General features: G+C 60.8%; 21 protein-coding genes, 4 tRNA genes and 1 pseudogene. 13 read left to right on the top strand and 13 right to left on the bottom strand.

Annotated features, from left to right (window positions below; all coding sequences use genetic code 11):
- Positions 1–131: 131 nt before the first annotated feature.
- Positions 132–899 (bottom strand): class III extradiol ring-cleavage dioxygenase, encoded by a 768-nt coding sequence (locus tag QWI20_RS18510; protein WP_369306670.1) that lies wholly within the window; start codon positions 897–899, stop codon positions 132–134.
- A 105-nt stretch (positions 900–1004) separates the two neighbouring features.
- Here QWI20_RS18510 and QWI20_RS18515 point away from each other — a divergent pair, with 105 nt between their 5' ends.
- The gene (locus QWI20_RS18515; RefSeq protein ID WP_369306671.1) at positions 1005–1661 is read left to right on the top strand and encodes a thiopurine S-methyltransferase; all 657 of its coding nucleotides are present in this window, start codon (positions 1005–1007) and stop codon (positions 1659–1661) included.
- A 73-nt stretch (positions 1662–1734) separates the two neighbouring features.
- Here QWI20_RS18515 and htpX read toward each other — a convergent pair whose 3' ends face one another.
- A complete protein-coding gene (gene htpX, locus QWI20_RS18520) occupies positions 1735–2622 on the bottom strand; it encodes a protease HtpX (protein WP_369306672.1) in 888 nt (295 codons plus the stop codon).
- A 220-nt stretch (positions 2623–2842) separates the two neighbouring features.
- Positions 2843–4054, bottom strand: coding sequence for a pyridoxal phosphate-dependent aminotransferase (locus QWI20_RS18525; RefSeq protein ID WP_065993069.1), 1212 nt, complete (start codon positions 4052–4054; stop codon positions 2843–2845).
- A 192-nt stretch (positions 4055–4246) separates the two neighbouring features.
- Here QWI20_RS18525 and msrB point away from each other — a divergent pair, with 192 nt between their 5' ends.
- Together msrB and QWI20_RS18535 are read left to right on the top strand one after the other, a co-directional pair.
- Positions 4247–4645, top strand: coding sequence for a peptide-methionine (R)-S-oxide reductase MsrB (msrB, locus tag QWI20_RS18530; protein WP_369306673.1), 399 nt, complete (start codon positions 4247–4249; stop codon positions 4643–4645).
- 84 nt (positions 4646–4729) lie between these two features.
- Positions 4730–5230, top strand: coding sequence for a glutathione peroxidase (locus tag QWI20_RS18535; protein ID WP_369306674.1), 501 nt, complete (start codon positions 4730–4732; stop codon positions 5228–5230).
- Positions 5231–5242: 12 nt separating this feature from the next.
- Here QWI20_RS18535 and QWI20_RS18540 read toward each other — a convergent pair whose 3' ends face one another.
- On the bottom strand, positions 5243–7561 hold the full coding sequence (locus tag QWI20_RS18540; protein WP_369306675.1) for an ATP-binding protein: 2319 nt from the start codon (positions 7559–7561) through the stop codon (positions 5243–5245).
- An 86-nt stretch (positions 7562–7647) separates the two neighbouring features.
- Between QWI20_RS18540 and QWI20_RS18545 the strand changes: the two genes are divergently transcribed.
- Both QWI20_RS18545 and QWI20_RS18550 read left to right on the top strand, forming a co-directional pair.
- Positions 7648–8541: an ATP-binding protein gene (locus tag QWI20_RS18545; RefSeq protein WP_369306676.1), complete on the top strand. Its 894-nt coding sequence runs from the start codon at positions 7648–7650 to the stop codon at positions 8539–8541.
- On the top strand, positions 8538–9020 hold the full coding sequence (locus tag QWI20_RS18550; RefSeq protein WP_369306677.1) for a GAF domain-containing protein: 483 nt from the start codon (positions 8538–8540) through the stop codon (positions 9018–9020). The genes QWI20_RS18545 and QWI20_RS18550 overlap by 4 nt, the downstream gene beginning before the upstream one ends.
- Before the next feature lie 48 nt (positions 9021–9068).
- Here the strand turns inward: QWI20_RS18550 and QWI20_RS18555 are convergent, their stop codons facing one another.
- Complete coding sequence (locus QWI20_RS18555; RefSeq protein ID WP_192172765.1) at positions 9069–9842, bottom strand: hypothetical protein; 774 nt, start codon at positions 9840–9842, stop codon at positions 9069–9071.
- Between the two features lie 263 nt (positions 9843–10105).
- On the opposite strand from QWI20_RS18555, the gene QWI20_RS18560 reads away from it, so the two are divergent.
- The 4 genes from QWI20_RS18560 to QWI20_RS18575 all read left to right on the top strand — a co-directional run bounded on the left by QWI20_RS18560 (position 10106) and on the right by QWI20_RS18575 (position 10517).
- A tRNA-Glu gene (locus QWI20_RS18560) sits at positions 10106–10181 on the top strand.
- Positions 10182–10183: 2 nt separating this feature from the next.
- Positions 10184–10259: transfer RNA gene (locus QWI20_RS18565), tRNA-Gly, on the top strand.
- 103 nt (positions 10260–10362) lie between these two features.
- Positions 10363–10438, top strand: a tRNA-Glu gene (locus QWI20_RS18570).
- Positions 10439–10441: 3 nt separating this feature from the next.
- A tRNA-Gly gene (locus QWI20_RS18575) sits at positions 10442–10517 on the top strand.
- Positions 10518–10655: 138 nt separating this feature from the next.
- Here the strand turns inward: QWI20_RS18575 and QWI20_RS18580 are convergent.
- Both QWI20_RS18580 and QWI20_RS18585 read right to left on the bottom strand, forming a co-directional pair.
- A complete protein-coding gene (locus tag QWI20_RS18580) occupies positions 10656–11012 on the bottom strand; it encodes a type II toxin-antitoxin system RelE/ParE family toxin (RefSeq protein ID WP_369306678.1) in 357 nt (118 codons plus the stop codon).
- Between the two features lie 2 nt (positions 11013–11014).
- Complete coding sequence (locus QWI20_RS18585) at positions 11015–11305, bottom strand: type II toxin-antitoxin system ParD family antitoxin (RefSeq protein ID WP_192172763.1); 291 nt, start codon at positions 11303–11305, stop codon at positions 11015–11017.
- Positions 11306–11658: 353 nt separating this feature from the next.
- On the opposite strand from QWI20_RS18585, the gene QWI20_RS18590 reads away from it, so the two are divergent.
- Positions 11659–12621 carry an ABC transporter substrate-binding protein gene (locus QWI20_RS18590; RefSeq protein WP_369306776.1) on the top strand — a complete coding sequence of 321 codons (963 nt, stop codon included), beginning with the start codon at positions 11659–11661 and terminating at the stop codon, positions 12619–12621.
- Positions 12622–12669: 48 nt separating this feature from the next.
- Positions 12670–14958 carry a molybdopterin guanine dinucleotide-containing S/N-oxide reductase gene (locus QWI20_RS18595; protein WP_369306679.1) on the top strand — a complete coding sequence of 763 codons (2289 nt, stop codon included), beginning with the start codon at positions 12670–12672 and terminating at the stop codon, positions 14956–14958.
- 137 nt (positions 14959–15095) lie between these two features.
- On the opposite strand, the pseudogene QWI20_RS18600 reads toward QWI20_RS18595, so the two are convergent.
- From QWI20_RS18600 to QWI20_RS18620, 5 genes and pseudogenes are all read right to left on the bottom strand, one after another.
- Positions 15096–16283, bottom strand: a pseudogene (locus tag QWI20_RS18600) (acyl-CoA dehydrogenase family protein).
- Positions 16280–17650 carry an LLM class flavin-dependent oxidoreductase gene (locus QWI20_RS18605; protein WP_369306680.1) on the bottom strand — a complete coding sequence of 457 codons (1371 nt, stop codon included), beginning with the start codon at positions 17648–17650 and terminating at the stop codon, positions 16280–16282. Before QWI20_RS18605 ends, QWI20_RS18600 begins: the two are co-directional and overlap by 4 nt.
- A gap of 24 nt (positions 17651–17674) precedes the next feature.
- Entirely contained in the window at positions 17675–18697 is a 1023-nt protein-coding gene (locus QWI20_RS18610; protein WP_369306681.1) for an ABC transporter substrate-binding protein, read from the bottom strand.
- Between the two features lie 248 nt (positions 18698–18945).
- Positions 18946–20526, bottom strand: coding sequence for a rhodanese-related sulfurtransferase (locus tag QWI20_RS18615; RefSeq protein ID WP_369306682.1), 1581 nt, complete (start codon positions 20524–20526; stop codon positions 18946–18948).
- Positions 20523–21131, bottom strand: coding sequence for a cysteine dioxygenase (locus QWI20_RS18620; protein ID WP_369306683.1), 609 nt, complete (start codon positions 21129–21131; stop codon positions 20523–20525). The genes QWI20_RS18615 and QWI20_RS18620 overlap by 4 nt, the downstream gene beginning before the upstream one ends.
- 200 nt (positions 21132–21331) lie before the next feature.
- On the opposite strand from QWI20_RS18620, the gene QWI20_RS18625 reads away from it, so the two are divergent.
- Positions 21332–22237, top strand: coding sequence for a LysR family transcriptional regulator (locus QWI20_RS18625; RefSeq protein WP_369306684.1), 906 nt, complete (start codon positions 21332–21334; stop codon positions 22235–22237).
- 127 nt (positions 22238–22364) lie between these two features.
- Positions 22365–23183, top strand: coding sequence for a class II aldolase/adducin family protein (locus tag QWI20_RS18630; protein ID WP_369306685.1), 819 nt, complete (start codon positions 22365–22367; stop codon positions 23181–23183).
- 74 nt (positions 23184–23257) lie between these two features.
- Here the strand turns inward: QWI20_RS18630 and QWI20_RS18635 are convergent, their stop codons facing one another.
- Positions 23258–24346 carry an LLM class flavin-dependent oxidoreductase gene (locus QWI20_RS18635; protein ID WP_369306686.1) on the bottom strand — a complete coding sequence of 363 codons (1089 nt, stop codon included), beginning with the start codon at positions 24344–24346 and terminating at the stop codon, positions 23258–23260.
- Positions 24347–25168: the final 822 nt, after the last annotated feature.

The raw sequence follows: 25168 nt of genomic DNA on the forward strand, positions 1-25168 counted from the left end.
TGGTTTCGAGATTCGCCCTGGATGTACGCCATAAGAAAATGCCCCGCATCTTTCGATGCGGGGCATTTTCTTAGATCTGAGGCAGGTTGGCTAGGTTTTCACACAGTCTGTACAGGGCTGTATCCATCCCCTTAACCAAACCGATAAATGTCCATCCCCAGCGCACCCATCGTGAACCCCTGGTGCTCAATACTGAATTCCCCGCCCGCCGCCCGAGCGAAGTAAAGCGGCAGCAGGTGCTCATCCGTCGGGTGATTGCGCGCTGCATGCGGCGCCCGATGGCGGTAGTCGTGCAGCGCTTCCAGATCGTCCGCCGCCAGCTTGTCCACCATCCAGTCGCGGAACGCCAAGGCCCACGGCGTGATGCTCTCCGGTCCTGCCTGCCAGTCCAGCTCTCGCAGGTTGTGGGTGATGCTGCCCGAACCGATCAGCAAGACGTTCTCCTCGCGCAGTCGGTTCAACGCCTGCCCGACCTTCGTCTGCAGGGCAGGGCCCATGCGCGTGGGCAGTGAAACCTGCACGATGGGAATGTCGGCCTGCGGGTACATCAAGGACAACGGCACCCAGACCCCGTGGTCGAACGGCCGTTGGGTGTTCATGCGCGCAGGCAGGTCAGCCTCCGCCAACAGTTCCAGCACGCGGTGCGTCAGCTCCGGCATACCGGGCGCCGGGTATTGCACGGCGAAGAGTTCAGGGGGGAAGCCGCCGAAGTCATGCCAGGTTTCCGGCTGTGGATTGCCGTTGACCAGCAGTTCATTGCTTTCCCAGTGCGCCGAGACAATCACGATGGCCTTGGGGCGAGGCAGGGCGGCGGCCAGACGCGCGAGCGCCGGCCCACTCTCGCCCGGTTCGAGTGCAAGCATGGGCGAGCCGTGGGAAATGAACAGGCTAGGCAGCATTTGCAGTGTCCTCAGCGTATAAGGTGAGTGGCATGATCGGACAGTACATCCATCTAAATCTAATATAAGTTTTCGTCCGTTTTGATCGGGATATCAGGAGTGTCTATGGAGCCGCGTTTTTGGCATGAGCGCTGGGCGATCAATCAGATCGGTTTCAATCAGGCGTCTGTGAATTCGCACCTGTTGCGTCTGTGGCCAGAGCTCACCGCCATGCCAGGGGAGCGCGTGCTGGTGCCGTTGTGCGGCAAAAGCATCGACATGGTCTGGCTGCTCAACCAGGGTTTTCACGTGGTGGGCGCGGAACTGTCTGAAATAGCGGTAGCGGGATTCTTCAGCGAGAACGGCTTTCAGCCGACGCTCGAGGAGCGTGGCGCGCTCAAGGTCTATCGCGCGGAGGGCTGCGAGATCTGGTGCGGCGACTTCTTTGCCCTCAAGCCCGAAGACGTTGGCGACTGCACTGCATTCTACGACCGTGCCGCCCTGATTGCGCTGCCACCGGACTTGCGCTGGCGTTACGTCAAACAGCTCAATCATTTACTGTCAAAAGACGCTTGCGGCTTGCTGGTGACGCTGGATTACGATCAGTCGCTGATCGCCGGTCCGCCGTTCTCGGTGGACGAGGATGAGGTACTGCAGCTGTTGTCCCCCGATTGGCGGGTCAAGCGCGTCGCGGATCTGGACGTGCTGGAGCAGGGCGTGAAGTTCAAGCATGCGGGCGCGACGTCCCTGATGGAATATGCGTATCGGCTGTATCGCCGATAGCGCAGCGCCAGGAAATGAGCACGAAAGAAAAGGGCGACTTCACGTCGCCCTTTCTCGTACAGCTATCACGGAATCAACCGCGGCGACGAAGTGCCTCGATGCGTTCTTCCAGCGGCGGGTGGCTCATGAACAGCCCGGCCAGGCCGTGCTTCAAACCACCGTTGATGCCGAACGCCGTCATGCTCTCAGGCATTTGCACCGGAACGCCCTGTTCCGAACGCAGACGCTGCAGTGCGCTGATCATCGCGCCTGTACCGGCCAGGCGGGCACCGGCGTCGTCGGCGCGGTATTCACGCTTGCGCGAGAACCACATGACGATGGCGCTGGCGAGGAAGCCCAGCACGATTTCAGCGAAGATGGTCGCGATGTAGAACGCGACGCCACGGCCTTCTTCGTTCTTGAAGATCACCTTGTCGACGAAGTTGCCGATGATCCGCGCAAAGAACATGACGAAGGTGTTGACCACGCCCTGGACCAGCGCCAGCGTGACCATGTCGCCGTTGGCCACGTGGCCGATCTCGTGAGCCAGCACCGCCTTCACTTCATCGGGCGAAAAACGCTCCAGCAGGCCCTGACTCACCGCAACCAGCGCGTCGTTCTTGTTCCAGCCGGTGGCAAAGGCGTTGGCCTCGTAGGCGGGGAAAATACCCACTTCCGGCATTTTGATGCCCGCATCGCGGGACAATTGTTCTACGGTCTGCAGCAGCCATTGCTCATGGCGGGTGCGGGGTTGGGTAATGATCTCGGTGCCCGTGCTCATCTTCGCCATCCATTTGGAGATGAACAGCGAGAACAGCGAACCGGCGAAACCGAACACAGCGCAGAAGATCAGCAGCTGATTGAGGTTCAGATCAACCCCGTTGGCCGCCATGAACCCGTTGAAGCCAAAAAGGCTCAGGGTGATGCTGGCAATCAGCACGACCGCAAGGTTAGTGGCCAAAAACAGCAAAATGCGCATCATGGTTAAGAGTTTCTCCTCAGGAAGAATATGTAACGTACTGCGGGGGTATATAAGGTGATGTCAGTGCGTATTCAACCGGGCGATCATTTCAAACTGTGTCGTTTGCTGTCGCCCCGGCGATAAGTGTCATCGGCGAGAGGGTGAGGGCAGAGCGATTGCGCTTGACTCGCCCGGAGCCGGCTTGCGGGCGGTCACCCGCGAGCCGGCTCCATTAGGTGCGTTACTGCTTGTAAGTCTTCAGAAAATTGCCGATGCGGCCAATGGCCTGTTCCAGGTCATCCACCCGCGGCAGTGTCACCACGCGGAAGTGGTCCGGCCACGGCCAGTTGAATGCCGTACCCTGAACGATCAGCAGTTTTTCCGAGAGCAGCAGGTCCAGCGCGAACTTCTCGTCGTTGTGGATCGGGCAGACCTTCGGGTCGATGCGCGGGAAGGCGTACAACGCGCCCATCGGTTTCACGCAGCTGACGCCCGGAATGTCGTTGAGCAATTCCCAAGTCCGGTTGCGCTGTTCCAGCAATCGGCCCGGCGGCAGGATCAGGTCATTGATGCTCTGATAGCCACCCAGGGCGGTCTGGATCGCGTGCTGGCTGGGCACGTTGGCACACAGGCGCATGTTTGCCAGGATATCGATGCCTTCGATATAGCTGACTGCGTTGTGCTTGGGCCCGGAAATCGCGATCCAGCCCGAGCGGAAACCCGCCACCCGATAGGACTTCGACAGCCCGTTAAAGGTCAGGCACAACAAGTCTGGAGCCAGCGACGCGGTGCAGATGTGCACGGCGTCGTCGTAGAGAATCTTGTCATAGATTTCGTCGGAAAAGACCACCAGATTGTGCTGACGGGCAATCTCCAGCATCCCCAGCAACACTTCACGGGAATAGACGGCGCCGGTCGGGTTGTTCGGGTTGATGATCACCATGGCCTTGGTGTTCGGCGTGATCTTGGCCTTCATGTCTTCCAGATCAGGCCACCAGTTGGCCTGCTCGTCGCACAGATAATGCACCGGGTTGCCGCCGGACAACGCCACGGCTGCGGTCCACAGCGGGTAGTCCGGCGCCGGCACCAGCACTTCGTCGCCGTTATTGAGCAAGGCCTGCATCGACATCACGATCAGTTCCGAGACGCCATTGCCCAGATAGATGTCTTCGATGCCGACACCTTCGACCTGCTTCTGCTGGTAATACTGCATCACCGCCTTGCGCGCGCTGAACAGGCCTTTCGAGTCGCTGTAGCCCTGGGCCATGGGCAGGTTGCGGATCACATCCTGCAGGATTTCGTCCGGCGCCTCGAAACCAAACGGCGCCGGGTTGCCGATGTTCAGCTTGAGGATGCGATGGCCTTCCTCTTCCAGGCGCTTGGCGTGCTTGAGCACCGGCCCGCGAATGTCGTAGCAGACGTTGGCGAGCTTGTTCGATTTGCTGAACTGCATGGTGATTGGTCCCGAAAAGAGACGGCCCGCTGTATGAAGAAGCGCGGACCGCTGAGCATGACGCCATCAAAATGGGTTTGTACGCGAGAAACGCGGGTGACAGACTGGCGTCCAACGAAGGCGCAATCATACGTGCCACCCGATCCGTGGAAAAGACACAGATCGGGCTTTTTCATTTACGGAGGTCTACCCGTGGCTAAGCTGGATAAAACCCTTGAAGAATGGAAAGCGATGCTCGATCCGGAGCAGTACAACGTCTGCCGGCTGAAGGGCACGGAGCGTCCATTCAGCGGCAAATACAACGAGACCAAGACCGACGGCGTTTACCACTGCATCTGTTGCAACGAGCCGCTGTTCGATTCGACCACCAAGTTCGATTCGGGTTGCGGCTGGCCGAGCTTCTACGCGCCGCTGGAAGGCAGCGCAGTGGTCGAAGTGCGCGACGTCAGTCACGGCATGATCCGCACCGAAGTGGTCTGCAGTAAATGCGATGCTCACCTCGGTCACGTGTTCCCGGATGGTCCGCCGCCCACCGGTCTGCGCTACTGCATCAACTCCGTATGCCTGGACCTGGTGCCGCGCAGCGCCTGATGCAGGCTTATCACCGGCAACAATGGGATAGCGCGCCAGACAATGGCGCGCTAGCTTGGCGGTTTACTATTTCGAGGCATCGCCATGAGCGACGAACTGCTGAACATTCCGGTGCAAACGATCAAGGGCGAGCAAAAGACCCTGGCTGATTTCGGCGGCAAGGCGGTATTGGTGGTGAACACCGCCAGCAAGTGCGGTTTCACCCCGCAGTACAAGGGCCTTGAGGCGTTGTGGCAGGGCTACAAGGATCGCGGGCTGGTGGTGCTGGGCTTTCCGTGCAACCAGTTCGGCAAGCAGGAGCCGGGCAACGAAGGCGCGATTTCCGACTTTTGCGAACTGAACTACGGGGTGAGCTTTCCGCTGTTCAAGAAGATCGACGTCAACGGCAGCCACGCCCACCCGCTTTTCGTCCAGCTCAAGAAGCGCGCGCCGGGACTGCTGGGTTCGGAAGGGATCAAGTGGAACTTCACCAAGTTCCTGGTGGGCCGTGACGGCAAGCTGGTCAAGCGTTATGCCCCATTGACCAAGCCGGAAGACATCAAGGCCGACATCGAAGCGCTGTTGAAAGAACACGCCACCGGTTGACCGAAGCAGCCTTTAATGCGGCTGTTCCACGGGGATCCACTGATCCAGCAACGCCATCAATTCCTCGCGACGAAACGGCTTGGCCAGGTAGTCGCTCATGCCCGCGGCCTTGCAGTGTTCGCGTTCTTCCGGCATCGCGTTGGCCGTCAGCGCGATGATCGGCAGATCCGACCAGCGCCCGCTCTCCCGGATTCGGCGAGTGGCGTCATAGCCGTTCATCACTGGCATGTTGCAGTCCATCAGCACCAGATCGAAGTGATCCTGCTCAAGCTGCTGCAGCGCCTCGGCGCCATTGCTGCTGACGACCACATCGCAACCGAGCTTGCCGAGCATGCCCTTCGCCACCAGCTGATTAACCGGGTTGTCCTCCACCAGCAGAATACGCGCCCGATGGGTGGGCGACGGGTGTCCCAGTTCGTGGCTGATGCCTGCCTGGCCGTCGGCGTCCAGAATGCGCGCCAGGCTCTGATGCAACACGTTGCGCGAGAGTGGCCGCGCTTGCTGCTGCAGCGGCGCCAGGGCCGCAACCTGCTCGCCGGGCATGAAATTGCCGTACGCAGTCACCAGCAACACCGGCACCGTGCACGCCTCGCGGATAGTCACCAGGCACTCCGGGCAATCGGTGATCAGCAGGTGCGCATCGGCATCGGGTGTCGCGCTGTCGGCCAGGTGCTGACAGGTGACGCCCCATTCCGGCAGCAGTCGGCTCAGCATTTCCAGCAATCCGCTGTCGGCGTCACTGGCCACCAGCACCTTGCCTTTCAGCAGCGGCCATTGCAGCGCAGGGGTGTGTGTCGGCAGCGGCAGATCCACGCGGAAGCGGCTGCCGACGCCAACGGCGGACTCGATACTTAATTGCCCGTTCATGGCATCGGTCAGGTTATGGGTCAGGGTCAGGCCCAGGCCGGTGCCGCCGTACTGCCGGGTGATCGCGGCCTCGGCTTGGGTGAACGGCTGAAAAATCTTCGCCTGGGCATCCTGCGCAATGCCGATGCCGGTGTCGCACACCTCGATGCGCACGTGGTCGCCATGCTGACTGAGGCGCACATCCACGCGGCCGGCGCGGGTGAACTTGAGCGCGTTCGAGAGCAGGTTACTGACGATCTGCCGCACCCGCGTCGGGTCACCCAGCACGGACGCCGGGAAGCGCGGGTCGATCAGGCAGGTCAGCTCGACATTCGGCGCGGCGTTCTGCGACAGCAGGCTGGCCGTGTCTTCGATCAAGGCAGCCAGATCGAACGGAATGCGCTCAAGCTCAACCTGGCCGGCGTCGAATTTCGACAGGTCGAGGATGTCGTTGAGCAGTTCGACCAGCACCTTGCCCGAGTCGTGGGCAATGGACAGCTGCTGGCGCTGTTCTGCACTCAGCGGGCCATCGAGGGACAGGGCCAGCATGCCCAGCAGTCCATTGAGCGGCGTGCGGATTTCATGGCTCATGTGGGCCAGAAACGCCGAGCGCGCATGGGCCATGTCCAGCGCCGTGCTGCGCGCGATCTGCAGTTCTTCGTTGGACTGGCTGAGACGCACGTTGCTGGCTTCGAGCTGGTTGGTGCGCGCGGAGACGATGTCTTCCAGCTCGTTGAGGTGGTCGGTGAGCCGGTTTTCCGCCTCCCGCCGCCGCGCGAACTCACTGGCGACGCTCTCGAACTGCCGATTGGTGACCGCCACCAACACGCCGATTTCGTCATTTTCGTGACCGTGCGGGCAGGGCACCGGCGGTTGAACGGGGCTGCGCGGATCACGTTCGGACAGCGCACGGATCATGCCCGTCAGCGGTTTGGTCAGGGTGAAATAAAACAGCGCCAGCAACAGGCCGGCCAGCACCAGGCTGCGCACGAAGCCGTTGACCAGGGTGATCACGGCGCGCTGCAGAAAATGGCTGCCGAAGGCGAATGTGTCGACATCCAGGTGCAAGGTGCCGATCGACTCATTGGGGATGTGGTCCAGGTTCAGCACGTCTTCGAACTGCCGATTCCCGCCGAACAGGAAATCACTGACCATCCGGTAAGCGCTCTTCGCCAACGGTCGTGATACGGCAGCGAGCTGAAGGTTGTTGTTATCAGTCAGCCGCGCGCCGACCACGGCCGGGGAGTGCAACAGGCCGAGGGTCAGTTCTTGCGCGAGTTCTGCGTCCAGGTTGTAGGCAATGCGCGAGGCAGGGTTGTGACTGATTTGCAGCAAGGAGCGAATTTCACGATCGATGGACGCGTCTTCGCTGGCATAATCCAGGGCAATTTGAAACAGACTGAGCAGCGTGCCCAATACAAAGCCGATCAGCACAGTCAAACGGGCCTGTTTGAATGACAGCCGGTGGGTGATCGGTATATCCATAAAGGCACTGTCACTTCTTGTGTCCGTCGCGTGGCAAGCATAGCTGATCGCGGCCGGGCGTTAACCCGTTAAATCAAGGAGAAACCGTGGATTCTCGATTGAACGCATTTCTGGAGCGCGCCGAGTCGGTACTGGCGCGTCTCGAACCTCTGTTGCCTGCCGTGCGGCAGCCTGTGGACTGGGAAACGACGCTGGCCGCGCGCTGGGTCCACGAAGGCCGCGGCGGTTACCTGATGCCGCTGGAGGTCACCCTGGACATGCGCCTGTCCGACCTCATCGGTGTCGACCGTCAGCGTGAGCAACTGGGCCGCAATACGCAGCAGTTCATCGATGGCCTGCCCGCCAACCATGCGCTGCTCTGGGGATCCCGTGGCACGGGCAAGTCGTCGCTGGTCCGCGCGTTGCTGGCCGAGCACGCCAACGCCGGCCTGCGCCTGATCGAGATCGAGCGTGATCATCTGGGCGATCTGCCGCGTGTGGTCGAGCAACTGCAGACGTTGCCCCAGCGCTTCGTGCTGTTCTGCGATGACCTGTCGTTTGAATCCGGCGAAGGCGACTATCGGGTGCTCAAGAGCGTGCTCGACGGTTCGCTGGAGCAGGCTCCAGACAACGTCCTTTTATACGCCACGTCCAACCGCCGCCATCTGGTGCCGGAGAAGGAGAGCGACAACGCTCACTGGCAGCGTGGTGACGACGGCGAAATTCACCCCAGCGAAGCCGTCGAGGACAAGATCGCGCTGTCCGACCGCTTCGGCCTCTGGCTGTCGTTCTATCCCTTCACCCAGGAGCATTTTCTGGATGTGGTGGAACACTGGATCGGCGAGCTGGCGACCAAGGCCGGCCTGCAATGGCAACGCGATGAAGCGCTAGAGATCCACGCCGTGCGCTGGGCAACCGGCCGTGGCAACCGCAACGGCCGTTGCGCGTATCAGTTCGCCCGTTACTGGGTTGGTTTGAAAATGCTGGAGCAAGACGCATGATCGATTTGAATTCCGCAGCGGAGGGTCTTGATGGCTACCGCCTACTGGCTGCACAACTGGAATCCCTGCTGGCCGACGAGCGCGACTTCATCGCTAACGCGGCGCAGTTTTCGGCCTTCCTTTATAGCCAGCTCGACGACTTGAACTGGGCAGGTTTCTACCTCAACCGCAACGAAGAGCTCGTCCTGGGTCCGTTCCAGGGGCAGATCGCCTGCGTGCGCATACCGTTCGGCAAGGGCGTCTGCGGCACGGCGGCACAGAGCCGCGAGACCCAGCGCGTGCACGATGTCCATGAGTTTCCCGGACACATCGCCTGCGACAGCGCGTCCAACAGCGAGGTGGTGGTGCCTTTGATAAAAGACGGAAAGCTGATTGGCGTTCTGGATCTGGACAGCCCGAGTGTCGGGCGCTTCAGCGAGGAAGATCAGGCGGGGATTGAGCGGCTGGCGGCGATTTTCCTGGAATCAACCGATTGCTGAGATGAAGTCCTGACGCACCGTATTGCGCGGTGCGTCAGGCATTAGCCATCAGTCGTAGATGGCTTTCTTTTTCCACTCGGCGTCGGCGTCCACGACCTTCAAGCCTTCGGTCAGCTCATTATTGTCGTCTTCAGTCGGTGCAATGGTGTCCAGCACCATGGAGTTGGCCTTGGCCAGTTGCCGTTCCATGGCCTGCAAGTGGGCTTTCCACGGCGCGGGCTCAGGCTGATTTTTCAGGTATTGAACGCCACGCTCGAAGGCCAGACGGGCCTGGCCAGGCTGCTCCTGACTCATCGCGTGCTGGCCCAGGTTGTTGAAGAACTCGATGTGCAGCAGCACCAGCAAATTGCGGATCTCGCGAATCCAGTGCTTGGCTTCAGCCGTTTGCAGGAAGCCATCGTGGGCCGCCCGCGTGACCTGGCCGTGCATGGCTTCCAGAAGGAAGCGCACGTCCTTGGCCTTGGCTTCGGTCTGAATCGGGCTCGCCGGGTTACTGACCGTGATCGCGTCACCCTGGGCCACCAGCGCTTCCAGTTCAGCCTGGCGCTCCTGAAGGTTCGGGTTGTTCCTTTTTTCCAGAGCGAGCAGGCGCTTGACCACGTTCAGCTCCAGGCGCACCAGCAGCAGCTTGAGCGCCGGTGTCATCAGCTGGCCGGGGAAGGTTTCCGACAGCTCGCTGCAGCGACGCAGCCGATCATTGAGCTCGACCATGCTTCGCGCGCGCTCGACCTTTTTGCCTTCTGCGACATGATTCAGATAGCCCACCGCAATGAGGAGCACGATGCCTGCTACAACCAAGAAGGTGATAAAGAGTGGTGTCACCGCACAAGCCTCAGTCAAGTAATTTGCGCGAGTGTAGTGGCTATCCACTATCGCGGGAAGGTGGTCCTGTCACTCCGCCTGATATTCCCATGGCGGCTGACACGTGTGTATCGGCCGTCCATTGCCTAAATAGAGGGCGAAGTCATTGATTTGAATATATTTTCACTGAGGGGTTGACGACCCCTATATCCATCCATAGAATGCGCGCCACTTGCAGCGTAAAGCACACAGCAGAGCGTAGCAGGGAGTGAATGTTGTAGCGTGTCCCCTTCGTCTAGTGGCCTAGGACACCGCCCTTTCACGGCGGTAACAGGGGTTCGAGTCCCCTAGGGGACGCCATTGCGGGAATAGCTCAGTTGGTAGAGCACGACCTTGCCAAGGTCGGGGTCGCGAGTTCGAGTCTCGTTTCCCGCTCCATTTTTAAGCAGCTTTGCTTTCGGGCGAAGTTGAGTGAAACCAGAAAGCGTCTTCGGATGTGTTTCTGGAACTGGAACACAACACCATGGTGTTTCCAGGCTGTGTCCCCTTCGTCTAGTGGCCTAGGACACCGCCCTTTCACGGCGGTAACAGGGGTTCGAGTCCCCTAGGGGACGCCATTTGCGGGAATAGCTCAGTTGGTAGAGCACGACCTTGCCAAGGTCGGGGTCGCGAGTTCGAGTCTCGTTTCCCGCTCCAAATTCTCAAAAACGCCGCTCAACAGAGCGGCGTTTTTGTTTGTCCGGGATTTGAAGAAAATGAGCTCTCTTAAAGTGGCGCAGGCAGCGTCCTCATTTTCGGCGAGTGAGCAAGTGCGCAGCTTTGGCGGGCAGTGGATCAGGCTCGTGGCACATGCAACTCCACTTCCATAGCGTCATGAAGCAGCCTGACGACCTCAATTGCTTCGTCTTTAGCCACACGATACAACACGAGATGTCTCGGGCTTTTGACTGGACCATGGATGTGCCTGGCATGCTGGCGAGCGTAAGTGAGGTGAAAGCTGCGAAGACTCGGTGCAAGTTCATCCCGCTGATAGCTGCCGATGCGGTGGGGCGCGTTAGCGATGAGCTGCAGCGCTTCAAGGATCAGCGCTTGATAGCGTTGTCGTGCTTGGTCGCCAAACTGCGCCTGAGAGTGCTTGAGAGTGTCGATGATGTCGGCGCGCGCTGCGCTGGATATTCGATAGTGCGACATGCTCAGTTCTTCGCGCGTGTGGCGACATTTGCCTCAACGCTCAAATCTTCGAGGTACTGCTTGAGGTCGCCTTCGTAGAGTTCGGTGAAGCGACCCTGTTCAAGGTCCATCAAGCCGATCGAGGTGGCTTGGCGAAGGGCCTCAACTTTTGCCGTATCTTCAGCGATTCGCTGTTCCAGCAGCCGCAGTCCTTCGCGCATTACTTCGCTGGCATTTTGGTACCGCCCGGACTGGACCAGTTCGTGAATTACCTGTTCCTGATGCGTGGTCAGTACAACGTTACGCGTAGCCATAATCCGCTCCAGGTTGAGAAACGTGAGCTCATTGAATGTTGGCATACTATGCCATTGGCCCGTAGTCGCCTAGTTCGGGATGATGGGCGAGTGATGCAATACGTACCTCTTTAAGCAAAATCGTTAGGTTTATCAAGCTCACGCACTTTCGCGGCTTCCTGCACATTCCGCATATTTGCATATAGCTATATTGAATTTAATTAATATAACCTTCGATGCTATGGTTCTGATCCCTGACGCTGCTTCACCCGGCGCAGGCCCAAGAATCGGCTACCGCACAGGCGGACCGGCGTTCATTTCATGATCCGGTTCCGATGGAGCCTCCCCGGAGATTGCCTGTGTCGATCAAATCCCTGCTGCTGCGCCCTGCCTTGTCCCTTCTTTTATTCACCAGCTCCCTCAGCGCGGTGCATGCCGCAGAACTGGTGGTGGGCGATCAAAGCTATGGCGCCCGAACGGTCATGGAAGCTGCCGGCGTTCTCAACGATTTACCTTACACACTGGAGTGGAAGCAGTTCACTGCCGGCTCGCCCGTGGCGGAAGCACTCAATGCCGGCAGCCTCGACGTCGGCTTGCTGGGTGATGCGCCGGTGCTGTTTCTCGGCGCGTTAGGGGCGCCCATCAAGGTGATTGGCGTTTCCCGGCAGAACCTGGCGGGGGTGGCGATCGTGGTGGGCAAGGATTCGCCGATCAAATCGGTGGCCGACCTTAAAGGCAAGCGGGTGGCGATCTGGAAGGGTTCGTGGAGCCAGCAATTGATGCTGACTGCGCTGGACAAGGCCGGCATCGCGCGGGATGCGGTGGAATACCGATATCTGAGTGCGCTGGACGCTTCACATGCGCTGGACGGCGGGTCGGTCGACGCCATCGCCACGTGGGATCCTTACGTGATTCAACAGGAGCGCCAGGGCGGGCGGGTGATCACCACCGCGCAAAACCTTATCCCGGCGCAGAGCTTTGTCGTGGCCAATGACCGCTCGATCAAAGACAAGCGCCCGGAAATCACCGACTTCCTTCAGCGCCTGCAAAAAGCGCGGGCCTGGTCGGTCGCCAACAAGCAGAACACCGACACGTACGCTAATGCGTGGGCGGTCCTGTCCAAGGCCGATCCCGAGGTGGCGCGGGGCTGGTTCGAGCGTTCGGCGACGGTGGTGCTGCCGATTTCACCCCAGGTCATTACCCAGGCGCAGCAGACCATCGACTTTTTCAACGCTGCGGGGCTGACGAAGTCCTATCCGGCAGGCACTGTGTTCGACGACTCCTTTGCCTCTGCCCTTGAAGCCGGGGCTGACGCGTGGGCACAAGCGGCGCGATGATCGATCACGGCACTCACCGCACAGGCCCACTTGCTGGAGCATTGATCCATGAGTTTCACCTCGTTGTATTGGGGCGCTTACCGTCCGCGGGTTGTTGACGGACGGCTTCAGGCCATGGATCCGGTGGAGTGGGACGCGGACCCTTCGCCGATCGGTTCGTCTATTCCCGGGACAATCGACTCGGCCACGCGGATCCGTCGGCCGGCCCTGCGCCGCAGTTTTCTCGAGCGCTTCGACGATCATCCGGCCCTGCGCAACCCGCACCTGCGCGGCAACGAAGCCTTCGTCGAGGTGCCGTGGGACGTTGCACTGGATCTGGTCGCCACCGAGCTGACCCGGGTGAAGGCCGAGCACGGCAATCAGGCCATTTTCGGTGGCAGCTACGGCTGGGGCAGTGCAGGGCGTTTTCATCACGCCCAAAGCCAGTTGCACCGTTTTCTCAACAGCTGCGGCGGCTATGTCTACAGCGTCGACAGTTACAGCCTCGGCGCGGGCCGGGTGTTGATGCCGCACATCGTCGGCAACATGGACTGGCTGCTGGCGGCGCACACCTCCTGGCAGAATCTGGCGGAGCACTGCGAGCTGTTCTTCGCGTTTGGCGGGTTGCCGTTGAAGAACGCGCAATGCAGCCCCGGCGGTGCCAGCGATCATCTGGTCAGCAACGGCATTCGCAGTATGTCGGACGCCGGCGTGCAGTTCGTCAATGTCAGCCCGCTGCGTGATGATTTAACCGGACCGCAGCGCAATGAGTGGCTCGCCGTGCGGCCCGGCACCGACACTGCGCTGATGATGGCGCTGTGCTGGGTGCTGGTGGACGAAGGGCTGCACAACGTAGATTTTCTGCGTCGTTATACGGTGGGGCATGAGCGCTTCATCGAATATGTGCTCGGCGCGGTAGATGGCGTGGCGAAGACGCCGGAGTGGGCGGCAGCGCTGACGGATATTCCGGCGCAACGGATCGTCAGCCTGGCGCGGGAGATGGCCGGCAAGCGCACGATGATCAACGTCGCTTATTCACTGCAGCGAGCGCAGTTTGGCGAGCAACCGTTCTGGATGACCGTGACGTTGGCGGCGATGCTTGGGCAGATCGGTCTGCCCGGCGGCGGCTTCGGGCTGGGTTATGGCTGCATGAACAACACCGGCAGCGGGCGCAAGGCGTTTTCCGGGCCGCGCTTTTCTCAGGGCGTGAACCCGGTCAAGGATTTCATCCCGGTGGCGCGGGTCACCGACATGCTGCTCAATCCCGGCGAGGCGTTCGATTACAACGGCAAGCGTTATCACTACCCGGACGTCCGACTGGTGTACTGGGCCGGCGGCAACATCTTTCATCATCACCAGGACATCCATCGACTGCTGCAGGGCTGGCAGCGTCCGGAAACCATCATCGTTCACGAGCAGTTCTGGACCGCTCAGGCCAAACACGCGGACATTGTGCTGCCTGCGACCACTGCGCTGGAGCGTGATGACATCGGTAGCGCGGCGTCCGACCGCTTCATGATCGCCATGCACAAGGCGATCGAGCCGGTGGGGGAGGCGCGGGACGATTACGCGATCTTCGCCGAGCTGTCCCGTCGGCTGGACTGCGAGCAGGTGTTTACTGAGGGCCGTGACGCCGGGCAATGGCTGTGCTTGCTGTATGAAGAGTCGCGACCACGTGCCGGAAGCTTTGCCATCGAGCTGCCGGATTTTGAGGAGTTCTGGCGCAAGGGCGTCTTCGAAGTGGATTACCCGGCAGACGATACTGTGCTGCTCAAGACCTTTCGGGATGATCCCCAAGCGAGTCCGCTGCAGACACCGTCGGGCAAGATCGAGATTTTCAGTGAGACGATCGCAGGCTTTGGCTATGCCGACTGCCCCGGCCATCCCGTTTGGCTGGACAAGCCCGCCCAGCCACTCCCCCTGCATCTGCTATCGAACCAGCCGAAGACGCGCCTGCACAGTCAATACGATCACGGGGCTTACAGCCAGGCCTCGAAAATTCAGGGTCGGGAGCCGTTGACGATCAACCGGCAGGACGCCTTGGCGCGCGGGATTGCCGAGGGGGATGTGGTCAGGGTGTTCAACGATCGAGGTGCTTTTCTGGCCGGGGTGATTGTGTCCGACGACATTCGCCCGGGCGTGGTACAGATCGCCACGGGAGCCTGGTTTGATCCGTTGGTGAGGGGGCAGGCGAACAGTCTGGAGAAACACGGCAATCCGAATGTGCTGACTGAAGACATTGGGGCGTCGAGTCTGTCTCAGGGCTGCTCGGCGCAGACGGTGACTGTTGACGTTGAAAAGTGGCACGGCGAAGTGCCGCCGATCACCGCGTTCGAGCCGCCTGAAATGCTGGCTTGATCGGCAAGCTGATGCACGGCGCATGGTAGGACCGGCTTTAGCCGGGGAAGACGTCAGGCGTCGCGCTGCAAGATTTGGGGCGTTCATACTGGCGCCTTCCCGGCTGAAGCCGGTCCTACTGTGGAATGTGGTGCTACTTACTGCCTGACTGCTCGCCCGGCAAACACGGCCTTGCCCACCCCCTGCAACACCACGTCATTCTGCGGCGTATGAACACGGCCGCAGACGACGTTGCGGTAATGCCGTTGCAGTGGGTTGCTGCGGGACAGGCCGGGGTTGCCGGTGGCTTCAATCGCCAGTTCAACCGCGCGAATGGCGTTGCTGGTCACCAGGTATTTGATCTGCGCCCCATGACCGGCCGGCGTCAGCCCATGAGTCGCCGAGTCCAGCAGTGTCCGGTTGGCAAACAACAGCGTGTCGATGTGCCCGAGCACTTCCTGAAAGCGCGGCAGCGTCGAGAGCGAGGCCCCCAGGTTGGACGGCGTGCGCTGCTCCAGAAAACCCGCCAGCCAGTCCCGCGCCGATTGTGCAATGCCGTCGTACACCGACGACAACAACACCGACATCCACAGCAATCCCGTCGCATCCAGCTCAGGCTGCGGCGAACTCGCCGGGCTGGTGTTGACGGCATGATCCAGCGGCACCAGTACGTCGTCGAAAATCACCTCGTGGCTGGAAGTCGCGCGCATGCCCAAATGATCCCAGTCCTCGACGATGCTCACGCCCGGGCTGTCCTTGCGCACCAGCCACATACCGACCAGCGGATCGGCGTCATCGCTGCGCGCCCAAACGTTAAACCAGGTCAGGCCGTGGCTCCCCGTCGAGTAAATTTTCCGTCCGCTGATCCGCCAGCCTTCCGCCGTCCGGCGCGCAATCGTCGCCGGCAGCCCGCCGCGAGAAGGGGAACCCAGATCCGGCTCGACGCGCAGTGCGTTGATCAGCGCACCTTTATGCACCGCGTCCAGCGCGACCTGTCGGTATAAATGCTCGGGCCAGTTTTTGATTTCGCGAATGCGTGCGTGCTGGATGTACTGCATCACCAGAATCAGCGCAGTGGAAGGCTCACCCTTCGCCACCGCGCGGATCACTTGCTGTGCCCGCTTAAGGTCCGCATCGCCGCCCCCCAGCGCCCCTTCGACCGTCAGCCCGAGCAGACCTTGCTCGTGCAGCAAATGGAAGTTCTCGTGTGGGAAGTCAGCCGTTTCATCTTAGTGCTGAGCGGTCTCGGCCAGCCGTTCGGTTATCCCTTGCAAACGCGCAACAAAGGCCGCCTCCGTCTCGGCAATCGCCGATGTATCAGGCTGCCGATTCAATCCTGCGCTCATGCCGGGACCTGCGATCTTTCAGCGTCCGTGACCTTTGCAGCCGCTGCCAGCCGCGCGGCGGTATGACGATTGACGGGAAACTCCAGGCCAAAGTGTTCGCGCAGGGTCGAGCCGGTGTAATCACTGCGTTGCAGGCCGCGCTGCTGCAGGACCGGAATCACCAGTTCGGTGAAGTATTTCAGCCCATCAGGCAACAGCGAATTGATGATGAAGCCATCACTGGCGCCATTCTCGAACCACTGCTGAATCTGATCGGCGACCTGTTCCGGCGTGCCGACAAACTCACGGCGAGGGCGGGAGAACTCCAGCGCAACCTGACGCAGGGTCAGGTTCTGCTCCCTGGCCTGCTGCTTGATCCGATCCGAACCGCCTTTCTGGCTGTTGGCACCCAGATCGCCCACGTCCGGAAACGGCGCATCCAGCGGGTATTGGCTGAAGTCGTGATCGTTGAACGGCCGGCCCAGCGCGACGATAGCGTCTTCGATACTCACCAGTTGCACGGCTTGCTGATAACGCTGTTCAACCTCTTCGGCGTCGCGCCCGACGATCGGCCGAATCCCCGGCAAAATCGACAGGTCATCCGGGTTGCGCCCAGAGCCGACGGCGCGGCGCTTGAGGTCGACGTAATACGCCTGGGTCTCTTCCAGGGACTCGGCGTGGACGAAAATCGCATCGGAATATTCTGCAGCGAAGTTGCGCCCGTCCTCGGAGGTCCCTGCCTGAAACAACACCGGCTGGCCCTGGCGCGAGCGGGCGATGTTCAGCGGGCCTTTGACCTGGAAAAAGTCGCCCGAGTGATTCAAGGCGTGCAGCTTGCTGCGGTCGAAAAACTCGCCGGTCTGCTTGTTACGGGTGAAAGCGTCGTCCTCCCAGGAATCCCACAGCCCTTTGACCGCCGACACGTGCTCCCTGGCGATGCGATAGCGCACGGCGTGGGGCGGATGCTCGCTCTTGCTGAAGTTCTCGGCGGTGCCGCTGAGCCATGAGGTGACGACGTTCCAGCCAGCGCGGCCGCCGCTGATGTGGTCCAGCGAAGAGATCTGCCGCGCCACTTGAAAGGGCTCGGTGTAGCTGACGGTCACGGTCGCCACGAGGCCGATCTTTGAAGTCGTCGCCGCCAGCGCCGAGAGAATGGTCAGTGGCTCGAAACGGTTGAGGTAGTGCGGGCTGGAGTTCTCGTGGATGTGCAGGCTGTCGGCGATGAACGCGAAGTCGAATTTCGCGTCTTCAGCCAGCCGGGCCTGATCCTTGTACCAGTCGAAGTTGGTGCTAGCGTCGGCCTGCGCGTCCGGGTGGCGCCACTCGCCCCAACCGTGGCCCACGCCGTGGACCATTGCACCGAATTTGAGTTGACGAGGCTTGCTCATGATGTGTGCTCCTGAGTTGAGCGCTTAGCGCGCAGCTTGGGGATTGGCCTGGTGGGCGGCTTGCTCGGCTGATTGCTCGGCGGCCAGGCGGATGGCGTTGAAATCCGGGTCGAAGCCGTGGGACACGTCGACGTGCTTATTCAGGATGCCTTCGCGCTGGTAGATGTCTGCCGTGTTCTGCAACCCCTTGATGACGCCGTCATCGATGCTCACGCGTTCCATTTTGGTGTCCTGGTTGACCGCGAGATGCACGGCCAATGGCAGCCCGGTGACCTTGGCCTGGGCGGCGGCGTATTCGGCGGGATGGGCGTTGGCCCAGCGGTAGGCGCGGTCGAGCCGCACCACGAAGTCGTCCAGTTGCACGCGCTTGTCGGCGATGGCTTTGCTGGTCGCAGCGAGGTAGGAATGATTGGTCAGCAAGTCCGGGCCGTTGGGGAGGATGCGCGCGCCGTTCTGCGTCGCGACAGTGGTGTAAGGCGCCCAGGTGGCCCAGGCGTCAGCATCGCCGTTGTCGAGGATCAGCCGCGACTCGCTGGGCAACAGGTAGACGAAATTCACGTCGCTGGTCTTCAGGCCTGCTTCGTTCAGCGCGCGGATGGCCAGGTAATGGCCGATGGATCCGCGTCCGGTGACGATGCGCTTGCCCTTGAGGTCGGCAACCGACTTGATCGGCGAGTCGTTGCGCACGATCAATGCAGTGGTGTAGCGGCCGCTGACGTGGGTGATGCTGATGACCTTCAACGCGGCACCCGCGCCCAGCGCAAAGACATACGGCGCGTCGCCCAGTGCGCCGACGTCGACGGCCCGTGCGTTCAGGGCTTCGCCCAATGGCGACGCCGAAGGGAATTCGGAAAACTTGATCTGGTACGGTACGTCCTTCAGCTCGCCGGACACCTCCAGCAGCACCTTCAGCGCGGACTTCTGGTTGGCGACGAGCAGCGGCTGGAGTGGCTCGGCGGCCAGTGTGGTTTGGCTGAATGAGAATGCGAGCAGTGCACCGAGGATCACGTGTCGAACGCGGAGCAGGGGAGTGGAAGGGGCGGACATGGTGCGTGTCTCCAGGCGTGAAAGTGGATTCTCGGCCTCCGCCTGGAGAAGGGGTCGGCAAGGGGATTGACCTTATGCCTATAAGAAACGGAATAGAAGTATCTTTTGGTTATATACTAATTATGTATTTGTGTGATTATGAAGATCATAATTATTAGATTAATGCATAACTATTTTTGGGGCGATGCCTTTTGTGCAGGAGCCGCTTGTAGTGGAATGACTTCGGCTCCTGCTATTTTCCCGCCGACTCAGATCACATAAAACCCGTGGGTCCCGTCGCGGCCCAACTGCTCGACCAATCCGTACTCCCAATCCAGATACGCCTGCATCGCCTCACGCGGTGCATCGGTGCCTTCATAGGGCCGGCGATAACGATCGATGCGCGGGGAGGCCAGATGGCTTTCGCCATGCTCAAGCTCGAACCCCGCCGCCACCCAGCTGGCGGTGCCGTCCTTCAGCACAAACACCGGCTTGCCGGTCAGCGCTTCGACCTCCGACACGGCCAAGCGCGCGAGTCTGCTGCTGCCACAGGTGAGCACGTGACGCTCGGCAAACGGGATGCTTTGCAGTGCGTTGGCAAGGTCGGCTCGCAGCGTCCACCAAGCCCCCGGAATATGCTGCTTGACGTAGTTGGCACTGGCGGTGAAATCCAGCACCGCCACGCCACCGTGCTCGCGCCACTGGCGCAATGTTTCGGCGCTGATCTCCTCGACCTGTGGCGAGGGTGGACTCGGCGCGTTCCAGCCGCCTTTTTCGCTGAAATCCTCAGGGCTCAGATCGTCCACCACGAACACCTCCCAGCCGAGCTGTGCGAGCCACGAAGCCGACATGTTCGCGCGCACGCCGTCGTCGTCGAGTAAGACAATTCGCGCGCCGCGCACGCTGGCGTAATGGTCAGTCTCCTGCACCAACTGGCCGCCCGGCGTCGAACGGGCCCCCGGCACATGGCCGGCTTCGAATTCTTCCGGCGTGCGCACATCGAACAGGTACGTCGTGCGAGTCGTTTCTGCCTGCCAGACCGGCAAGTCCGCGCGGCTGCCTCGTTTCACTAGCGCTTTGTCCGCCACGTTGCGCGCATCCGCCTGAGCAACTTCCCGGGTCGCTTCAGTGACCTGCGGGAAGCGCCGGGATTGCCCATGATCCAGGGTCTGCCCGGCCAGCAGCCAGCCGATGGTGCCATTGCGCAGGGCGGAGATCGGGTTGGGCAGGCCGGCGTTGACCAGCGACTGGGTGCCGATGATGCTGCGCGTACGGCCGGCGCAATTGACGATGATCCGGGTGTTGGGATCGGGCGCCAGCTCACGGGCCCGCAGCACCAGCTCGGCGCCGGGCACGCTGACGCCGGTGGGAATGCTCATGGTCTGGTATTCATCGAACCGCCGCGCATCCAGCACCACCACGTCGGCCTTGGCGTCGAGCAACTGCTTGACCTCCTCGGCGGCCAGCGATGGCGTGTGGCGATGGTGCTCTACCAGTTCGCCGAACGCCTTGCTCGGCACGTTGACGTCAATGAACACCTCGCCGCCTGCGTCGCGCCAGCCCTGCAACCCGCCTTCAAGCAGCGTGACGTCGCTGTAACCCAGGTCCTGAAAACGCTTCACGGCGCGTTCGGCCAGACCTTCGCCGTTGTCATAAACGGTGACAGCGGTGTCGCGACGCGGGATGCGCGCGAGCACCTCCAACTCCAGCTTCGACAACGGGATGTTGGCGGCGAACAGGGGGTGAGCTTCGGCGAACGGGGCTTCTTCGCGCACATCCACCAGCGCGACCTCCTCATGGGCGAGCAGGGCGTGGCGGATGTCAGCGTAGGAACGGGTTTCATGGCTCATTGGGCTTGGTTCTCTATGGACAGATCCCAGATGTTCGGGAGAAAGGCGTTGGAATAACCGGAGATGAACAGCTTTTCGCTGCCATCGGGCTGGTAAACAGCGCGCTTCACGGCGCCGATGTTGGCGCCGTAGACATGAATACTGATCGACACCTGGTCGTCGAAGGCGTTGCTGACCTGATGAATGTCGTTGCTGCGCGGCGATAACGCCTCGACATGGCCGGGCTCCAGGCGGATCGTCGGGCCTTCCTGTTCGAGTCGGCCATCGGCGCTGCGGGCGAACCCCTGGGAATACTCGGCGCCACGCAGCATGCCGATCAAGCCCCAGACGCGATGATCATGAATCGGCGTGCTCTGGCCCGGCCCCCACACGAAGCTGACGACCGAAAACCGCTGCCGTGAGTCGGCGTGCAACAGAAATTGTTGATAGCGCGTCGGATCGGGCACGGCGAACTCATTCGGCAGCCAGTCGTCATGACTGACCAGCTGCCCCAGCAGCTTGCCACCCCGGGAGAGCAGGTCGCCTTCCCCCGGGTTGCTGTCGATCAGCTCGGCCAGCGCGCCGATAAAGGCCCTGAGTCGTTCAGGGTGTCGGATGTGAGTCATATCGGCTCCGGTCGGAAGGGGATGCTTAATACAAGCATAATGCGCCTGGCTAATATGCTATTTATTGATGATTAGGTTATAACCAAAAAGTCGTTGATAACCGATTCACAGGTTGCAGGCCGTTGTAAGGCTATCCAGCGCCTTCGATAGCCATTATGATTTTTGCCTATCTTGTTTCCCTTATTCCATGTGCGATCCGAATGAAAATTGATGACATCGATGCTTTCGTAGCGGTCATTCGCTGCCAGTCGATCAGCCATGCCGCTGAATCCCTCGACCTGACCCAACCCGCCATCACGCGCCGGGTTCAGAATTTCGAGCAAGCGCTGGGCGTTGAATTGTTTGACCGTAATACCAAGCCGCTCAAGCCGACGCCAATGGGCACGCAGGTGTATCAGAAGTGTCTGGCGATCCTGCGGGAAATGGACTCTCTGCGCGAACTCGTCGCCAGCGACACGCCGCCCAGCGGTTTGCTCAGGCTGGGGGTGCCGCAAACCATCGGCGACGTCGTGCTGCTGGATGCGTTGAAACACCTGCGCGGGCAATTTCCCGACCTGCGCGCCCAAGTGATCACCGGCTGGGGCAGCCACCTGATCGGCAAAATCGAGAATGGTGAACTGGACGCGGCCGCGGCGCTGTTCCCGGCCGGGAAGATCTTCCCTGAAGGCATCGTCGGCGAGTCCATCGGCAAGATGGAGTTGGTGGTGGTGTGCGCCAAAAGCGCGCTGCCGAAAAAGCCGGTGAAGCTGGCGGACTGCTACGCGCTGGGCTGGGTGCTCAACCCCGATGGCTGCGGTTTCCGCGCCGGGCTGCAACGCACGCTGGCTGATCAGGGGTTAAGCCTGAAGGTCAATCTGGAAACCTTCGGCACCGAGCTGCAACTGGGGCTGGTTGCCGATGGCATGGGCCTGGGTCTGGTGCCGCGCCCGCTGCTGGAACGCAGCGTCCACCGCGATTCACTGGCGGTCATGCCGCTCAAGGATTTCAAGCCGGTGATGGACCTGTGGCTGATCTACCCACGCTTCCTCGGCAATCTGCAGGCGCCGGTAGCGTCCTTCGGTAATTTGGTGGCGCAAGCGCTGAAGCAGGAGCGGGATGCGGCTTAAGGGCTGTGACAGTTTGATAATAAAAAAATCTGATAATTAGCTTAGAAGAAAATGTGATTTCTAAATGGTTTGCTCAGCGCATAGGCTGCCCCGATTACGTCTGAACCAGACCATCAGGGAGTCATGCATGAGCAACGTCAGTGCTTTACCCGCTCAGTCCGCCGTCAGCGCCGCCGCCCATGCCGGCAGCGTGCGTGATCGGGTCAGCCCGGAAGAATGGGAGGTGCGGGTGAAACTGGCGGCGGCTTACCGGATCGCCGCCCTGAAACGCTGGACCGATCACATCTACACGCACTTTTCCGCGCGGGTGCCAGGGCCCGACGAGCACTTCCTGATCAACGCCTTTGGCTTGCTGTTCGACGAGATCACCGCGTCCAATCTGGTCAAGGTCGACATCGACGGCACCCTCGTCGATGACCCGACCGGCCTGGGGATCAACAACGCCGGCTACGTTATCCACAGCGCCATCCATGCTGCGCGCCCTGAATTACAGGCGGTGCTGCACACCCACACCCGCGACGGGATTGCCGTCTCTGCACAGAAGAACGGGCTGTTGCTGATCTCCCAGCATTCCCTCGGGTTCTATGGGCGCGTGGCGTACCACGGTTACGAAGGCATCGCGCAGGACCTCGGCGAGCGTGAACGCTTGGTGGCGGACCTGGGCGACAAGAGCGTGATGATCCTGCGCAACCACGGCCTGCTCACGGCGGGTGTGAGTGTCGAGCACGCGTTTCAACAGCTGCACAACCTCGAGTACGCCTGCAACATCCAGATTGCCGCGCAGGCCGCGGGCAATGCCGAATTGATCTTCCCGCCTGAAGAAGTGGTGAAGAGGGTGGAAGAACAGGCCAAAGTCCTGAAAAACGGCACCGGCCCGGGCGTGACACGGCACTGGAACGCGCTGATCCGCGAACTGGATCGGCACGGGACGGATTACCAGGCGTGATATCGAATCCAGGCGCGCCGTTACGCGGCGCGCCTGGCATGGGGTGTTGATGAGGCCTGCCGCGCAGGCGGCGATTACGCCACTTTTTCGTTCTTCTCCTGCTCACGCCGCGCTACCAATTCGCGTGTCAGCGGGATCAGTTTTCTGCCGTAATCGATTGCGTCCTCCAGTGGATCAAAACCGCGAATCAGGAACGTCGTGATTCCCAGGTCGCAATAATCCAGCAGCGCTTCGGCCACTTGCTCTGCGGTGCCCACCAGCGCCGTGGAATTGCCTTTCGCGCCAAGCAGCCCGGCAATGCCGGTCCACAAGCGTTTGTCCAGACGAGCGCCCTGAGCCGCGGCTTCCAGCAAACGCCGCGAACCTTCATTCGGTGGCTCTCGCCGTTCAAACCCTGACGCCTGCGCCAGTGCCTTCGCCCGCTCAAGAATATCGTCCGCACGCGCCCAGGCCTTTTCCTCCGTCTCCGCCAGAATCGGCCGCAACGACAGGCTGAAACGTACCGTCCGGCCGTGTTTTGCGGCTTCAGCCCGCACCTGTTTGACGATGTCTCTTACTTGCTCGTAGGTCTCGCCCCATAGCGCATAGACATCGGCATGCTTGCCCGCGACTTCCAGCGCAGCCCGCGAGGCACCCCCGAAATACAGCGGAATATGCGGCTGCTGCGGCGACTTGACCAGCGAGTGAGCGCCCTCGAACTGGTAATAATCGCCGTGGTGATCGAACGGGTTATCGGCCGTCCATTCCTGGCGCACCACGCCGAGGTACTCGTCCGTGCGCGCGTAACGCTCATCCTTGCCAATAAAACTGCCGTCGGCGCGCAGCTCCTGATCATCGCCGCCTGTAATGATGTGCACCGCAATACGCCCGCCAGTGAACACATCCAGCGTGGCGAATTGCCGAGCGGCGACGGTGGGTGAGATAAAACCCGGTCGGTGTGCGACGAGAAACTTCAACGTTGTCGTGACGCTGGCCGCGTAAGACGCCACGAACGCACTGTCCGGGCTGTTGGAATGGTAGGCAACCAGCGCACGATCAAACCCCGCCTCTTCATGGGCACGGGCGACTTTCTCTACATACTCAGGCTGAACGGCCGCCCCGCTGCGCGGATGAATTTCCGACCCGGGCTGGGTCGCGATATAACCAATGAACTCGACGCTCATGACAATTCCTTGTGCTGATGGGCCAACCGACGCGAGAGGAAGCGCGGGAGCAAGTCAGCAACATAGGGGCAAGTCGAGGGTCTGTGAAATTCGATTTGGCGCTAAGCTAATTATAAAAAATATGCATTTAGCGGAGCGGTAAGATCAGGAAATACTTTTTCGAGCGGGAGGCTTGTTGCCGAGGTCAAGGGTGACGCGGAGCGTCTTGGGCTGCATTCCCACGCGGAGCGTGGGAACGGATCTGCGTCAACAGCTTCCCGGCTGAAGCCGGTCCTACAAATGCGCGCAGTCATAAGGACAGGCGGCGCCCCCCGTACAGGCTGTGTGAAAACCCTCCACCAAAAATGAACTGCGCGCTCTCACGTGAATTTTGCAAATGCTCGCGTGGTTTGCAGACCCAGATTTCGCGTAGAAACGCATTTTTTAGTACATTTTTTGAGCAGTGCATCGGCGTTCGGGGTTTTCACACAGCCTGCACAGGACCGGCTTCAGCCGGGAAGCCCTTGATCTGCCGTAGATCTGGATCTTCATACGCAGAAGGTCCAGACACCGCAGAACGCGACTTGGGTGCAGGGCTGAACGCAGGTCTCGCGGAGTGGGCCGAGCCGCATGGATGCGGCGAGAGCGCCGTCAGGACATGGATGTCCGTTCGGCGCGGGCCCACGGAGCGAGACCGGAGTGAAGGAACCCTGACGAAGGAAGGGCCCAACCAGGAGCACAAGCCCTTGGTTACTTGGGGCTTTATCAAGTAACTCGCCGAAGGCGAAACAGTCCGCCCCCAGGCGGACGCTCTTGATGTTGATCTTGATCCGGATAAACTCA

Origin of the sequence: Pseudomonas sp. W2-17 (assembly GCF_041060445.1) — a bacterium.
Lineage (GTDB): Bacteria > Pseudomonadota > Gammaproteobacteria > Pseudomonadales > Pseudomonadaceae > Aquipseudomonas.

Coding starts and splice junctions, on each gene's coding strand:
- QWI20_RS18510 (WP_369306670.1), bottom strand. CDS start 899: ATGCTGCCTAGCCTGTTCATTTCCCACGGCTCGCCCATGCTTGCACTC.
- QWI20_RS18515 (WP_369306671.1), top strand. CDS start 1,005: ATGGAGCCGCGTTTTTGGCATGAGCGCTGGGCGATCAATCAGATCGGT.
- htpX (WP_369306672.1), bottom strand. CDS start 2,622: ATGATGCGCATTTTGCTGTTTTTGGCCACTAACCTTGCGGTCGTGCTG.
- QWI20_RS18525 (WP_065993069.1), bottom strand. CDS start 4,054: ATGCAGTTCAGCAAATCGAACAAGCTCGCCAACGTCTGCTACGACATT.
- QWI20_RS18535 (WP_369306674.1), top strand. CDS start 4,730: ATGAGCGACGAACTGCTGAACATTCCGGTGCAAACGATCAAGGGCGAG.
- QWI20_RS18540 (WP_369306675.1), bottom strand. CDS start 7,561: ATGGATATACCGATCACCCACCGGCTGTCATTCAAACAGGCCCGTTTG.
- QWI20_RS18550 (WP_369306677.1), top strand. CDS start 8,538: ATGATCGATTTGAATTCCGCAGCGGAGGGTCTTGATGGCTACCGCCTA.
- QWI20_RS18580 (WP_369306678.1), bottom strand. CDS start 11,012: ATGTCGCACTATCGAATATCCAGCGCAGCGCGCGCCGACATCATCGAC.
- QWI20_RS18585 (WP_192172763.1), bottom strand. CDS start 11,305: ATGGCTACGCGTAACGTTGTACTGACCACGCATCAGGAACAGGTAATT.
- QWI20_RS18595 (WP_369306679.1), top strand. CDS start 12,670: ATGAGTTTCACCTCGTTGTATTGGGGCGCTTACCGTCCGCGGGTTGTT.
- QWI20_RS18605 (WP_369306680.1), bottom strand. CDS start 17,650: ATGAGCAAGCCTCGTCAACTCAAATTCGGTGCAATGGTCCACGGCGTG.
- QWI20_RS18610 (WP_369306681.1), bottom strand. CDS start 18,697: ATGTCCGCCCCTTCCACTCCCCTGCTCCGCGTTCGACACGTGATCCTC.
- QWI20_RS18615 (WP_369306682.1), bottom strand. CDS start 20,526: ATGAGCCATGAAACCCGTTCCTACGCTGACATCCGCCACGCCCTGCTC.
- QWI20_RS18620 (WP_369306683.1), bottom strand. CDS start 21,131: ATGACTCACATCCGACACCCTGAACGACTCAGGGCCTTTATCGGCGCG.
- QWI20_RS18625 (WP_369306684.1), top strand. CDS start 21,332: ATGAAAATTGATGACATCGATGCTTTCGTAGCGGTCATTCGCTGCCAG.
- QWI20_RS18630 (WP_369306685.1), top strand. CDS start 22,365: ATGAGCAACGTCAGTGCTTTACCCGCTCAGTCCGCCGTCAGCGCCGCC.
- QWI20_RS18635 (WP_369306686.1), bottom strand. CDS start 24,346: ATGAGCGTCGAGTTCATTGGTTATATCGCGACCCAGCCCGGGTCGGAA.